Source organism: Bradyrhizobium oropedii (assembly GCF_020889685.1).
Classification (GTDB): Bacteria; Pseudomonadota; Alphaproteobacteria; order Rhizobiales; family Xanthobacteraceae; genus Bradyrhizobium; species Bradyrhizobium oropedii.
Genome location: NZ_JACMYO010000097.1, coordinates 17,054 through 31,010, shown reverse-complemented (window position 1 = coordinate 31,010; position 13,957 = coordinate 17,054). Strand labels below are relative to the sequence as shown.

The window sequence follows — 13,957 nt, the reverse complement described above, 5'->3', positions numbered from 1 at the left end:
CCCCGGAATGCCTGGCGGCGCGGCCACCGCGCGGCGTTCGTGGCGTGGCTTGGCCCGGTGTTCCTGCCTTACGCCTATTCGGACATCTTTGACTACACGTTCTGGCCCTATGCCTACGACCCCGGCTATTGGGCCTACGCCTATGACGACTTCGTCGACACCGTGTTCTGGGACACCAACAGCCCTTACTCCGCCTATGCCAGCATCGAGCCCGGCGATTATCCGGCGACCGCAGGCCGCACTCGATCCCGTCAACGCGCCGATACGAGCCCGCAGGCCATCAAGCAGCTGTGCGGTGAACCGGACAAGGGCGTCACGGCCTGGCCGCTTGCCGACATCGCGCGGGCGGTACGGCCGAGCCAGCAGCAGCGCGCCTTGCTGGACGATCTGAAGGCTGCCGCGGCGCAAGCTGCCAATGTCTTCAAGGACTCCTGCACCGACAGCTATGCGCTGACGCCGGCCGGCCGCTTGCGGTCGATGCTGAACCGCATCAGCGCGACGCTCGAAGCGATCAAGATCGTGCGGCCCGCCCTGGAGAATTTCTACAGCTCACTCAGCGACGAGCAGCAGGCCCGCTTCAATGCGCTCGGTCCACATGTCGGCGAACGTTCGCCGCAACAGCAGGAGGCGACCGCGCAATCCGGAAATTGCGGCGATTCGAAATCCGACCTGGCCCAATTGCCGATCAACCGGATCGAGGCCTCGCTTCATCCAGCGGGCAAGCAGAAGGAAGCGCTCGATCGCCTGAGCGATGCGACCACGAAGGCCATTGCGGACCTGCAGGCGGCTTGCCCGAACGATGTGCCGCTGACCCCGGTCGGCCGGCTGGAGGCGATGCAGCGCCGGCTCGAGGCCATGCAGAAGGCCGCGCAGCTGATCGAGCCTGCGCTGGACAAGTTCTACGCCACGCTGAGCAGCGAGCAGAAGGCACGCTTCAACACGCTGCAGCAGGTCGCGAGCCCCTGAGGCCGCCGGCCTGCGATCTTCACCGCCCGGTGCGCGCGACACCGGCCCCCCGTCTTGCCTTTGCGGCCGCCGCACAGCAATGTTCGGCACCGACATCCTGATGTCATGCCGAGTGGCGGGGCGGGAATGAAGCGCAATTGGACGAGCATCGGCGAGCTGCGCAAGCGCTGGGGCGATTCCCTGCTGACCGTGCTCACGGCCCTGATCATGATCATGATGTTCGTGATAGCGCCGCTCCAAGCCCTCGGCCTGTTCGAATTCCAGATCTTCGAGCTGCTGCTCGCGCTCTTCCTGGTCGGCGGCGTGTTTCTGATGTCGGGAAGCGCAATCGCCGTCACCGCGATGCTGGTTGCGCTTGCCATGATCGTCACGGGCGGAGCCCTGAGGCTGCGTTCGCCCTCGATCCTCGACCTCAATCTGTTCGCCGGCTCGTGGCTGATCGTCGGCATCACTCTCGCTGTGACGGTGGCTCGCGCGACGTTTGCGCCGGGCCGCGTCACCTATCACCGCGTGATCGGCGCCGTCCTGCTCTACCTATCCGTTGCCGTGATCTTCTCGGCACTCTACACCTTCATCGGCACGCTGCTGCCGAACGCCTTTTCCGGGATGAAGATGGAGGACAGTCCGGCGCTGGCGAACCAACTGATCTATTTCAGCTTCATGACGCTGACGACCACCGGCTATGGCGACGTCGCCCCGCTGCACCCGATCGCGCGCAGCCTGTGCAATCTCGAGGCGATCTTCGGCCAACTCTATCCCGCAACGCTGCTGGCGCGGCTCGTCACGCTCGAGATCACGCACAGCGATCAGGATTCGTGAGCGCGATACGGATTGGTCGGGCGGCTATCTGAACCGCAGGTTTGCCCGAGAGAGCTGGCTGATCGAGGAACACCCCATCAGCCGCATGTCCCGCACCAGCTCCGCCTGCAGCAGACCGAGCGCCCGCTCGACTCCTGGCTGGCCGGCCGATGCCAGCGGATAGAGATAGAAGCGGCCGAGGCCAACGGCCTTGGCGCCCAGCGACAGTGCCTTGAGCACATGGCTGCCCCGCTTGATGCCGCCGTCCATCATCACATCGATCCGGTCGCCCACGGCATCGACGATCTCGGCCAGCTGATCGAACGCCGCCCGGGAGCCGTCGAGCTGCCGGCCGCCGTGGTTGGACAGAATGATGCCGGTGCAGCCGATCTCGACGGCGCGCTTGGCGTCCTCGACCGACATGATGCCCTTCAGGCAGAACTGGCCGTTCCACTGCCGGACCATCCCGGCGACGTCGTCCCATGTCATGGCGGGATCGAGCATTTCAGTGAAATAACGCCCGATCGACATCGCGCCGCCGCTCATGTCGACATGCTCGTCGAGCTGCGGCAGCTTGAAGCTCTCATGGGTGACGTAGTTGATGGCCCATGCCGGCTTGATGGCGAATTGCAACATGCCGCCGAGCGTGAGCCTGAACGGAATCGAGAACCCGGTGCGCAGGTCGCGCTCGCGGTTGCCGCCGGTGATGCTGTCGACGGTCAACATCATGACGTTGACGCCAGCCTGCTTGGCGCGCTGCATCATGGCCGTGTTCAGGCCGCGATCCCGATGGAAATAGAACTGGTAGACCTGCGGCGTCGCGTAGGCCTTGCGCAATTCCTCGAGGCTCACGGTGCCGAGGGAGGACACGCCGAACATTGTGCCGTATTTCGCCGCCGCGGCGGCGACGGCTCGTTCGCCCTGATGATGAAACAGGCGCTGCAGCGCGGTAGGCGAACAATAGAACGGTGTCGCCAGTTTCTGCCCCATCACGGTGACCGAGAGATCGACGTTCTCCACACCGCGCAGGACGTTGGGCACCAGGTCGCACCGCTCGAAGCTCGCGGTGTTCTGTCGAAGCGTCGCCTCGTCGTCGGCTCCGCCATCGATATAATCGAAGATCGGCCCCGGAAGCCGCCGCCGCGCCATTTCACGGAAGTCATGGAAATTATGGCAATGACTCAAGCGCATATCGTGCTCCGAAGGTCCGGGCCGCGGCGTTCAACGGCCCCAGTGCCGTTCCCACCCACGCCCCCGGAATAACGGGCACGCTTTGCCTTGTCCACCGAACCGGTGGTTGGATCAGACCACCGAGCGGTGCCGCTCGATGCAGGTCCCCAGCACCTCGTCCAGCGGACGGCTCCACCAGTCATTCGAGAAGATCTCGATCTCCGAATAGCCGGCAAAGCCCTGCGCCTCGACCATCGCGCGCACCGATTTGATGTCGATGACGCCGTCGCCCATCATGCCGCGGTCGTTGAGGATATCCCTGGTCGGCACCAGCCAGTCGCAGACGTGGAACGCGAGCAGGCGATCTTTGCCGGCGCGGGCGATCTGGCTCCTCAGCTCCGGATCCCACCAGATGTGATAGACGTCGAGCGCGACGCCGATCGCGCCGGTGCGGCCGGGATCGAGCGCGTCGCAGATGTCGAGTGCGTGCTTGGTCGTGTTCACGCAGGCGCGGTCGGCGGCATAGGCCGGATGCAGCGGCTCGATCGCAAGCGGCAGCTTGACCTGCTTTGCATAGTCCAGCATCTCGGCGATGCCGTCGTGCACCTGATTGCGCGCTGCCGCGATGTCCTTCGAGGCCGCGCTGCCCGGCCGCGAATATTGCGGCAGGCCACCCACCACCAGCACGATGCAGGGGGCGCCGAGCTCCGCCGCCTCGTCGACTGCACGGCGGTTGTCGTCGCGCACCTCGCTGCGGCGCGCGCTATCGGCCGTGAACATGCCGCCGCGGCAATAGCCTGACAGATCGAGCCCGGCGTCCTTCACCGCACGCGCTGCGCGGTCGAGGCCGACGGCGGCGACCTGGTCGCGCCAGGGATCGATGGCGCGGATGCCATGGCGCGCGCAGGCGTCGATGATGGCGATGAGATCGCCCTGCTTGCGGACGGTCGCCGTGTTCAGCGACAACCAGCGGTGATCGTCGGAAAAATCACGCATCAGGCGTCGATACCGCGTGTGGTCAGGATGGCCTGCATCCGGCGCGTCGCGACTTCCGGATTGGCGAGCAGTCCCGCCTGGTCTGCGAGCCGGAACAGCTCGGCGAGATGCAAGGTCGAGCGCGCGCTCTCCTGTCCGCCGACCATCGTGAAGTGATCCTGATGCCCGTTGAGATAGGCCATGAACACGATGCCGGTCTTGTAGAAGCGCGTCGGCGCCTTGAAGATGTGGCGCGACAGCGGCACCGTCGGGCCCAGCACATCATGGAAGCCGGCCTCATCGCCAGCGGCCAGCCGCGACAGCGCATAGGACGCCGCCGGCGCGATCGCGTCGAAAATGCCGAGCAGCGCGTGGGAGAAGCCCTTGTCATCGCCAGCGATCAGCTCGGCATAGTTGAAGTCGTCGCCGGTGTACATTTTTACGCGGGCATCGAGCCGCCGCCGCATGTCGATCTCGCGCTGCTTGTCGAGCAGCGAGACCTTGACGCCATCGACCTTGGCCGCATTGGCGTTGATGATCGCAACCGCGGTATCCATCGCCTTGTCGAGATCGGCGGTGCCCCAATAGCCCGATAGCGCAGGATCGAACATATCGCCAAGCCAGTGGATGATCACGGGTTCGCGGACCTGCGACAACACGCGGTCGTAAACCCCGGCGTAATCCTCTGCGCTCTTGCCGAGCTTCGCCAGCGCACGCGAGGCCATCAGGATGATCCGCCCGCCCGCCTTCTCCACCGCCGCGATCTGCTCCTCATAGGCACGGATCACATCGTCGATCGACCTGGCGTCTTCCACAGCGAGATGGTCGGTGCCGGCGCCCGAAAACACCAGTGCGTTGCCCCTGGCCTTCGCGGCTTTGACCGAGCGCTGGATCAGTTCGAGCGAAGTCGCCCAGTCCAGCCCCATGCCGCGCTGCGCGGTGTCCATCGCCTCGGCGACGCCAAGACCGAGGTCCCAGACGTGCTCGCGGAATGCGATCGTCCTGTCCCAATCGATCGCAGCGCTCAGCCAGGGATCGACGTCGGCCCGCGGATCGGCGACCACATGTGCGGCCGAGAACGCGACGCGGTTGAGCGCCCCCTCGAGCTTCGCCGGAAAGGTCCGCGACGCTGCCAGGCGATAAGTCTCGAGGCCTCCGCCCGTGGTCGGGAGTTTCAGCGACAGCGACGAGATCGGCAGGACTGGCTTGTTCATGACGGAGGTCCCTTCTCAGACCACGATCGGGGCGACGTCGATCCAGCGCCGCTCCTTCCAGCTCTTCAGCGCGCATTCGGCAAGTTGCACGCCCTTGGCACCTTCGAGCAACGTATATTTGTAGGGTGCATCCTCGCAGACGTGGCGGATGAACATCTCCCACTGCTCCTTGAAGCCGTTGTCGTAAACGACATTCTCCGGGAGCTTCTGCCAGTCGGCATAGAAATCGTGCATGCGCTTCTCGTCCGGATTCCACACCGGCCGCGGCGTCGCCTGGCGCGCCTGGATCACGCAGTCGGTCAGCCCCGCCACCGCCGAGCCATGGGTGCCGTCGACCTGGAAGGTGACGAGGTCGTCGCGGTAGACCCGCGTCACCCAGCTCATGTTGATATGCGCAATCACGCCACCCTTCAGACGGAAGGTGGCGTAAGCGGAATCATCGGCGGTCGCCTGGTACTTCTTGCCCTTCTCGTCATAGCGCTCGGGGATATCTGTTGTCCCGATGCAGACCACGCTCTCGACCTCGCCGAACAGATTGTCGAGCACGTAGCGCCAGTGGCAGACCATGTCGAGGATGATGCCGCCGCCGTCCTCGGCGCGGTAGTTCCACGACGGCCGCTGCGCCTCCTGCCAGCCGCCCTCGAACACCCAATAACCGAACTCGCCACGCACCGAGAGCATGCGGCCGAAGAAACCGGAGTCGCGCAGGAAGGCGAGCTTCTTCAGGCCGGGCAGGAACAGCTTGTCCTGCACCGTGCCGTGCTTGAGGCCCTTGGCGTTGGCAAGCTTCACCACCGCGACGGCTTCTTCCAGATTGGTCGCGATCGGCTTCTCGCAATAGACGTGCTTGCCGGCGTTGATCGCCTTGGTCAGCAGCGAGGGCCGCGCCTGCGTGGTGGCGGCATCGAAGAACACCGTGTCGCCCTTGTCCCCCAGCGCGCGATCGAGATCGGTGGTGTGGCGCTCGATATTGTAGCGTTTCGCCAATGCGCCGACCTTCTCGGCGTCGCGGCCGACCAGGATCGGATCGGGCATGATGCGGTCGCCGTTCGAAAGCTGCACGCCGCCCTGCTCGCGGATCGCGACGATCGAGCGGATCAGATGCTGGTTGAGCCCCATCCGGCCGGTGACGCCGTTCATGATCAGGCCGAGGCGTTTGGTCGTCATATTGCTTGCTCCTGCGAAACGCGTGGTGTTGGCCGCTTGAGCGGCTGCATGGTGGACCAGTCCGGATGGATCGAACTGGCAAAGCCCGGTGCCGCGGCGATCGATCCGGTCAGGAGATCGCCGTCATGGATCGCAAGGCGGACCTTGCCGCCGGCACGCATGTAGAGATCGGGATGCGCGGTGAGGAAGGCATCAGCTTCGTCAGCCGGAGTGTCGGCAAAGCCGTCGACGTAATGGTGGCCGTTGCGCTCGGCATGGGGGACGCCGATCAGTGCGCCGAGTGCGAGGTCCTGCTGCACGCCGAGCCCTGCCTGGCAGGTCAGGTCCTCGCCGCTGATGAAATACTCACCGCCCTCCGCGCGCCACACCGCCGCGCGCGTGGCGTTGATGACCGACTTGTAGATGCCCTTGCACGATTTCGACGAGATGCCGCGGTAGCCGAGCGCCCGCGCCTGCGGGAAGGCATCGTAGGAATCGTCGGCCTCGTCGATGATGAAGCGGCGCGCCGCAAGCTTTCCGAGTGGCGAGGCCTTTGTGATCTCGCGCGGCATCGGCTGCTCGATATAGAGCAGGTTCGCGGCGATCGACCGCAGCGCCGCGTCATGGTCGAGCCGCTCGGCCAACGCGTTCAGTGCGGTAAGGTCGGCATATTGCTCGTTGGCGTCGAGCGTGATCCTGGTGGCGTAAGGCAGCTTTGCGAGCTCGCCGCCGATCCGCGCCAGCCGCGCCGCATCATGCGCGGGATCGCCGTTCAGCTTGAGCTTGAAATAGCGTGCACCGGCATTCTCGTTCGCGTCGGCAACGCCGCCCTCGCCTTCAACCTTGTCGTCCATCCCGACCGTATGCCTGACGGTGACACGGTCGAGCCGCTTGCGCGTCGACAGGAACCGCGCGATGGCCGCGTCGTCGACATCCGGCGTCAGCCGCGCGTCGATATCAGCGATATTGCCGGTCATGCCATCGAAGAAGTTGACACCCGCCGCGCGCAGCAACCCATCGAGGATCGCCTTGTCGATCTCGGCCGGGCCAAAGCCGGCGGCGAGCGGTGGAATATCCTCCGCAGCGCAGGCAGCGACCTGCGGGCCGATACACTTGGCGTGCAGGCCGAACGCGGTATCAAAGCCCCTGTTCGCCAGATAAAGCTCGCGGGCAACCGCAAGCGAGCGGCGAAGGCCGTCGAGCGACTGTGCCTCCGTCAGATGCGGCCGCTTGTCGAACCATTTCGGCGCCAGCATTTCGGCGCTGGCGCCGGTCGCCCGGCCCTTGCCCTCCACCTCGATCTCGACCCGCACGAACAGCTGCGTCGACGCGGTGATCGTCACCGCGCCGAAACGGAACGGCCGGGCGAACACCAGCGGCCGTTCAAAGAAGGCGATATCGTTGACTTTTAGACGAAGCGGCATTGGAGACTCGGGTGTTAGTCCAGCGATCCCTGCGTGAAGAAGTGCTTGCGGATCCGCTGCACCAATTCGGTGAAGACAGGATCTGACATCGTGTCGAGCGAACGCGGTCGCGGCATCGGCACGTCGTAAATCGCCGCAATCGCGCCGGGGCGCTCGGTCATCACGAGCACGCGGTCGGCGAGAAACACGGCTTCGGGGATCGAGTGCGTGATCAGCAGCACCGTCTTGCCGGTCTCGCGCTGGATCCGCATCAGCTCGACGTTCATCCGTTCCCGCGTCATGGCGTCGAGCGCGCCGAACGGCTCGTCCATCAGCATGATCTTGGGATCATGCACCAGCGCGCGGCAAATCGAGGCGCGCTGCTGCATGCCGCCGGACAGTTGCCAGGGCAGCTTCTTCTCGAAACCCTCGAGCCCGACCAGCTTCAGCAGCGCCTTGGCGCGGGCGAGATATTTGTCCCGCGGCAGCCGCTTCATGTCGATCGGCAGCATCACGTTGGAGAGGATGTTGCGCCACGGCAGCAGCAGCGCGTTCTGGAACACGATGCCGACATTGCCGTGCGGCTTGGTCACCGGCTCGCCGTCGACCAGCACCTCGCCTGACGTCGGCGGCAGCAGGCCCGAGATCATCTTGAGCAGCGTGGACTTGCCGCAGCCGGAGGGCCCGACCACGACAAAGAACTCGCCGTCATTGATGGTGAAGTCGAGCGGCCGCAACGACGGCACATCGCCGTCGCGCGACCGGTAGGTCTTCGACACGCCGGACAGTTTGATGCCCGGCGCCGCGCCTGCCGCGCGGTCAGAGACCAGGCGCAGATGCGCGGCGGGCTGCTCGGCGTGGGCCGATTTGGTCGCGGGGTTCATCGCAGCTTTCTCCCCCCGTCGTCCCTGCGAAAGCAGGGACCCATACGCCGCGGCTTCTCGTTCGGGCACGCGGGGAGAGACCTTTCGCAACAAACAAGATCGGTGGTTATGGGTCCCTGCTTCCACAGGGACGACAACGGGGGTTGACTGCTCACGAGTCACCCTTCGGCAGATAGTCATTGGTGTAGAACGCCTTCGGATTGGCCTTGGCCTTGGCGTCGAGGCCGCCATATTCGACCATCAGATTGACCGACTCGCTCATGTTCTGGTCGGTGACCTGGAACGGCCGCTTGGCCTTGGTCTCCGGCGTGCGATAGAGCGGGATCGTCAGCTCGAAGCCTTGCGTCAACGTCTCGATCTTGCCGCCTTTCGGGTTGGCGTCGAGGATCGACTGCGCGGCGGCCTTCGGGTCCTTCTCGGCAGCCTCCACCGCCTTCGTCGTCGCCGACATGAAGCGGCGGACCAGATCGGCATTGGCCTTCACATAGTCGGAGTTCGCGATGATGCCTGATGACACCATGTTGATGCCGTAGTCGGCGAACTTGATCGGGTAGACGTCCTTGCCGGTGGCGTCCTTGATCTTCATCGACTGGTCCATGACATAGCCGAGCAAGAGATCGGCCTGGCCGTTGATGACGGCGTTGAGCTTGGTCTGGCCGTCGCCGGCAACGGTGTTGAAGTCGCTTTCCTTCAGGCCTGTCTTCTTCAGGAACAGCGGCCAGATCTGGGTCATCGAGTCCGCTGGCGTGATCGCAACCGTCTTGCCCTTGATATCCTCGGGCTTCCTGATGTTCTTGTCGACGAAGCCCATCGCCGACATCGGGCTGGTCTGCAGCAGCACCCCGGTGGCGATCACGGGCGCGCCCTTCACCGCCGCACGCATCATCGTCGGCACGTCGACATAGCCGAAATCCGCGGTCTTGGCGGCCACTGCCTGCGTGGTCGCAGCCGAGCCGCGGCCTTCCTGTATCTCGAGGTCGATGCCTTCTGCGGCATAGATGCCTTTGGCCTTGCCATAATAGAACGGCGCGTGCTCGCCATAGACGTACCAGTTCAGCATCAGCACGACCTTGTCGGCCGCAGCGGCCGGAGCCACCGCAAGCGCGGTCCAGGCCAGTGCGGCAATGACAGCAATGATCAATCGCATCCGTTAATCCTCCCGTTGTTCTTTTTCGTCATTGCGAGCGAAGCGAAGCAATCCATCATGCGGCAAGTGGAGAGATGGATTGCTTCGTCGCTGTCGCTCCTCGCAATGACGTTTGCTGTTGTTTCTGTGCACAAAATCCTACGAAGCGAAACTGATGTCGTCGCGCTGGCTGACATGCCAGGGGATCACCAGCCGCTCGATGCGGTCGACGATCCAGAACAGGATGACGCCGAGCAGCGCCAGGATCACCAATGCTGCGAACATCGTCGGCAGGTCGAAGGTGCCGATCGAACGCTGCATCACGTAGCCGATGCCGGAGTTCGAGCCGACGAACTCGCCGACGACGGCGCCGACCACGGCGAGCGTCACCGAGACTTTCAAGCCCGAGAAAATCGCAGGCATCGCGTGCGGCAGGTTGACCGCGCAGAACACCTTGAAGCGACTGCCCTGCATCGCGCGCGCCAGATCGACCATGTCAGGATCGACGGACTTGAAGCCCTGCACTGCCGAGACTACGACCGGGAAGAAGCCGAGCAGGAACGCGGAAATCACCTTGGGGATGATGCCGAAGCCGAACCACACCACGAACAGCGGCGCGATCGCGATCTTCGGCACCGATTGGGAGAACACCAGCAGCGGATAGACGTAGCTCTCGACCGTCTTCGAGCCGGCGATCAGCATCGCGACGGGAATGCCGAACAGCGCCGAGAGCAGGAAGCCGCAGATCGTTGCGTAGGTGGTCGGCCAGGACTGCCGTAGCAGCTCCGGCCAGTCGCTCCAGAGCACCGCGACGACGTCGCCGGGCGACGGGATCTGGTAGGCCGGAATATGGAACAGGCGGATCGCGAGGTCCCAGGCCGCCACGATGACGACCAGGAACAGGAACGGGCGGACCCACGCCGCATTCAGCACCTTCGACAGGCCCGAAGTGCTCTTTGCCTCCGCCACGTCACGCTCCCTTGCAGTTTCTCAGTTCGCTCAGAAATTAACCCGTTGGATAAATACTGTCCAGCCCCTGACAGCCGGCAAAATCGTGCCGAAATCCCCTACTTTCGTCAGGCGAGAAATTTTGTGGGGTGAGACTACGTAGCCCGGATGAAGCGCAGCGAAATCCGGGAGTGCATTGTCCGAGGATGCAGTTCCGGATTGTAAAGCACCGTCATTGCGAGCCACCCGGTCGGCGCGAAGCGCCGCCGGATGACAAGCTCCGCGAAGCAATCCATCTGTCAGCACACGCTGATACATGGATTGCTTCGTCGCTATCGCTCCTCGCAATGACGACTTCGGCCGGATGCCGCCTCACACCACCCGATGTTCCGCAGCGCGTATCAACGGCATCGCCCCACCGAATGCCGCCGTGGACTTGCCGGTCAACGCCGCCAGCACCAGCGCGGTCATGTGCTCGAGGCGCTCGTCGCGGGCGTCCTTCTTCAAGAGGTCGCGGCCGAAGATTACACTTAGCGTGGCACAGTTGGAGAGATAGAAGAACGCCAGCCCGGCGATCGAGATGTAGAGCTGCACCGGATCGACCGCGACGCGGAAATCGCCGCTTTCAACCCCGCGGGTCACCACGGTACGGATCATCTCGACAAAGGGCGAGTGCATCGACTTGACCTTGGTCGAGCGCTTCAGGTGTTTTGCCTTGGCGAGGTTTTCCGTGTTCAGCAATGCCAGGAACTCGGGATTGCGCAGAAAATAGTTCCACGTGAAGTCGATCAGGCGCCCGATCGCCTCGGGCGGATCGAGATGCTCGAGATCGAGCGTGCGCTCTTCGGCGCGGATCTTCTCGTAGGCGCCTTCCAGCACCTCGAGATAGAGATCCTCCTTGTTGCCGACGTGGTAGTACAGCATGCGCTTGTTGGCGTCGGCATTGGCCGCGATGCGGTCGACCCGCGCGCCGGCAAGGCCATGGGCGGCGAATTCCTGCTTGGCCGCCTCGAGAATCCGCAGCCGCATCCCCTGGGGGTCGCGCTGCCATCTCTGTATTCGCTTTGCCTTGGCCAAATCGATCGCCCGTGATGCTGAATTGATGAATGTAGCATGACGCGCGGCGTTTGAGAACGAATGTTGTCGTGACGGCGATGCGGGAATATTTCTCGCAGTCGCGTCTTCTCCGTCATTCCGGGGCGCGCCTCTTGGCGCGAGCCCGGAATCCATTAGGCCGCATGCTCCGCGGGCGAATGGATTCCGGGTTCTCGCTTCGCGAGCCCCGGAATGACGGTGAGACTTATTATCCGCTTATCCGCCGCGCACGTTGCCGGGACGACGCGCGCGCGAAATGCGGCCTAGTCTGGCTTTCCCTGCGAGGGCTGCACCAGAAGCGTCGGCACACCGCACGTGCCGTTGCGCACCGTCATCACGCGCGTACCGGGCTTGCGGCCGGTGCGAACCTCCGAGACGTCGACACCAGCCGCAACCAGCCGCGCACGCGTGGCGTCGATGTCGGCGACGCGCCAGCAGATGCCGCGCAGCCGGTCCGGCGCATCGGTTTCCGATTTGCCCGGCCGGTGCGTGACCTCGACGACGAGATCCCCGCAGCGGAAGAACATCAGCCGGCCCCAGTCCGGATGCGACCGGTCGAGCGCCATGTCGAGCCCGAGCCGCGCGCCATAGAGTGCGGCGGCGCGTTCCGGATCGGCGGTCGAAACCACCACGTGATCCATCGCGGTGATCGAGGCCGGCGTGGTGCGCACCGACAGCGGCCGCTCCTGCGCTCGCTCCAGGAAGAACATCCGTACACCGCGCGTCGCATCGGTCGCCGCGCGCGTCCGCTTCCACGACAGCGTGGCGCCGCTGGCGTCATCGCGGCTCTCGACCTCGGCGACAGACTCCGGCTTCAGCGTCAGCCGGTCGAGCCGACGATACGTCCTGGCGATGTCGCTGGTCCGGAAGCAAAGGCTTGCAAGACCCTCACCCTGGGTGGCGAGCGCATTGCGAATGTGCTGGGCTGCATCGTCGTCGCCGTGCGGCGCCACCAATTCCAGCGTGGTATTGTCAAGCGTGAACAGCGTGCGATCCGCGCCACCGCCACTGTAGCGCCAGGACGGCGCCCGCGCGAACAGCGTCTCGTAGGCGGCGCTGGCGGCGGTGATGTCGCCGGTCAGGACGACGACATGATCGAGACCGGTAATCATGGTTTTGGCCTCCCCGAATCTGCCGTCATTGTGCTTCTCCCTTGCGCGCCCCGGAACCGCGGACTGCCGCCGTCCGTTATGCCGCATGCCAGAACGGCCCGGCTGCATCCATCATCTCTACCTGCAAACCAAGCAGGGTTGCGAATAATTTCAGCGATATCGACCGACCAGCGGTGCTAGTCTGGTCCGTGGCCGGGACCACACCAAGCGACGACGGGAAGCGAATGCAGGCTCTCTTTATTGGACAGACCTATATCGACGTCACCTTCATCACGGATCACATGCCTGTCGGCGACGAGAAGCACGTCGCCGACGCCTATGCAGTCTCGTTCGGCGGCAACGCGGTGACCGCGGCGTTCTGCTGCGCCAAGCTCGGCGTCGAGCCGGACCTGATCGCCACCATGGCCAATGACTGGCTGGGACGGATGTTCTGGGACATGGCCGACCGGTACGGCATCTCGTTCCATCCGCGCAAGGTCAACTCCTCCTCGCTGTCCTTCATCATGCCCAATGACGGCAAGCGCGCCATCGTCCGCTGCCGCGACGATCAGCACATCCATCCCTTTCCGCTGCTGAACATCAAGGGCTGCCGTGCGCTGCACATCGACGGCCACCAGCCCGACGCCGCGATCCATTATGCCAAGCTCTGCCGCGAGGACGGCGTCATGACCTCGCTCGACGGCGGCGGCCTGCGCACCAACACCCATGAATTACTCGCATTCATTGACGTCGCGATCGTCGCCGAACGGCTGTGCGAACAGATGGACAAGACGCCGGAGCAGATGCTCGACTATCTCAAGAGCCGCGGCTGCAAGATCGGCGGCGTCACCATGGGCGAGCGCGGCCTGCTCTGGTATGACGAAGCCGGTACGGTGCAGACGCTGCCGGCGTTTCCGATCCCGCGCAAGCGCGTGATCGACACCAACGGCGCCGGCGACGTCTTCCACGGCGCCTATGTCTATTCCTATCTCGCCAATCCCGGCAAAGCCTGGCATGAGCATTTTGAGTTCGCGCGCGCGGCGTCGACCTTCAAGATCCAGAAGCTCGGCAACGAAGCCGGCCTGCCGACGCTGGCCGACATTGCGGCGGTCAAGCAGGAGTTCGGCGCCGCGGTCTGACA

At 64.3% G+C, this 13,957-nt stretch carries 14 protein-coding genes; 3 read left to right on the top strand and 11 right to left on the bottom strand.

The annotated features are described in order from the left end of the window. Together H8A95_RS25150 and H8A95_RS25145 are read left to right on the top strand one after the other, a co-directional pair. Positions 1 to 966 (top strand): Spy/CpxP family protein refolding chaperone (locus H8A95_RS25150; RefSeq protein ID WP_229185568.1); only part of this gene is annotated, 966 nt, incomplete at its 5' end. A 126-nt stretch (positions 967 to 1,092) separates the two neighbouring features. Beyond that, positions 1,093 to 1,785: a potassium channel family protein gene (locus H8A95_RS25145; RefSeq protein ID WP_229185567.1), complete on the top strand. Its 693-nt coding sequence runs from the start codon at positions 1,093 to 1,095 to the stop codon at positions 1,783 to 1,785. Between the two features lie 24 nt (positions 1,786 to 1,809). On the opposite strand, the gene H8A95_RS25140 is transcribed toward H8A95_RS25145, so the two are convergent. The 11 genes from H8A95_RS25140 to H8A95_RS25090 all read right to left on the bottom strand — a co-directional run bounded on the left by H8A95_RS25140 (position 1,810) and on the right by H8A95_RS25090 (position 12,837). After that, positions 1,810 to 2,955, bottom strand: a complete 1,146-nt coding sequence (locus tag H8A95_RS25140; protein WP_229185565.1) for an alpha-hydroxy acid oxidase — start codon at positions 2,953 to 2,955, stop codon at positions 1,810 to 1,812. 111 nt (positions 2,956 to 3,066) lie between these two features. Next, positions 3,067 to 3,930: a sugar phosphate isomerase/epimerase family protein gene (locus H8A95_RS25135; protein ID WP_229185564.1), complete on the bottom strand. Its 864-nt coding sequence runs from the start codon at positions 3,928 to 3,930 to the stop codon at positions 3,067 to 3,069. After that, complete coding sequence (locus tag H8A95_RS25130; RefSeq protein WP_229185562.1) at positions 3,930 to 5,123, bottom strand: dihydrodipicolinate synthase family protein; 1,194 nt, start codon at positions 5,121 to 5,123, stop codon at positions 3,930 to 3,932. The genes H8A95_RS25135 and H8A95_RS25130 overlap by 1 nt, the downstream gene beginning before the upstream one ends. A gap of 15 nt (positions 5,124 to 5,138) precedes the next feature. Next, positions 5,139 to 6,290, bottom strand: coding sequence for a Gfo/Idh/MocA family protein (locus tag H8A95_RS25125; protein WP_229185560.1), 1,152 nt, complete (start codon positions 6,288 to 6,290; stop codon positions 5,139 to 5,141). Next, positions 6,287 to 7,693, bottom strand: coding sequence for an enolase-like domain-containing protein (locus H8A95_RS25120; protein WP_229185559.1), 1,407 nt, complete (start codon positions 7,691 to 7,693; stop codon positions 6,287 to 6,289). The genes H8A95_RS25125 and H8A95_RS25120 overlap by 4 nt, the downstream gene beginning before the upstream one ends. A gap of 14 nt (positions 7,694 to 7,707) precedes the next feature. Beyond that, complete coding sequence (locus H8A95_RS25115; RefSeq protein ID WP_229185557.1) at positions 7,708 to 8,556, bottom strand: ABC transporter ATP-binding protein; 849 nt, start codon at positions 8,554 to 8,556, stop codon at positions 7,708 to 7,710. A gap of 151 nt (positions 8,557 to 8,707) precedes the next feature. Beyond that, on the bottom strand, positions 8,708 to 9,703 hold the full coding sequence (locus tag H8A95_RS25110; RefSeq protein WP_229185555.1) for an ABC transporter substrate-binding protein: 996 nt from the start codon (positions 9,701 to 9,703) through the stop codon (positions 8,708 to 8,710). Positions 9,704 to 9,841: 138 nt separating this feature from the next. Further along, positions 9,842 to 10,651 (bottom strand): ABC transporter permease, encoded by an 810-nt coding sequence (locus H8A95_RS25105; protein WP_229185554.1) that lies wholly within the window; start codon positions 10,649 to 10,651, stop codon positions 9,842 to 9,844. Between the two features lie 30 nt (positions 10,652 to 10,681). Then, entirely contained in the window at positions 10,682 to 10,948 is a 267-nt protein-coding gene (locus tag H8A95_RS25100) for a hypothetical protein (protein ID WP_229185552.1), read from the bottom strand. Between the two features lie 54 nt (positions 10,949 to 11,002). Further along, entirely contained in the window at positions 11,003 to 11,659 is a 657-nt protein-coding gene (locus H8A95_RS25095; RefSeq protein ID WP_229185551.1) for a TetR/AcrR family transcriptional regulator, read from the bottom strand. Positions 11,660 to 11,988: 329 nt separating this feature from the next. Beyond that, positions 11,989 to 12,837 carry a VOC family protein gene (locus H8A95_RS25090; protein WP_229185549.1) on the bottom strand — a complete coding sequence of 283 codons (849 nt, stop codon included), beginning with the start codon at positions 12,835 to 12,837 and terminating at the stop codon, positions 11,989 to 11,991. Positions 12,838 to 13,061: 224 nt separating this feature from the next. Here H8A95_RS25090 and H8A95_RS25085 point away from each other — a divergent pair, with 224 nt between their 5' ends. Beyond that, on the top strand, positions 13,062 to 13,955 hold the full coding sequence (locus H8A95_RS25085; protein ID WP_229185547.1) for a sugar kinase: 894 nt from the start codon (positions 13,062 to 13,064) through the stop codon (positions 13,953 to 13,955). Positions 13,956 to 13,957 lie beyond the last annotated feature (2 nt).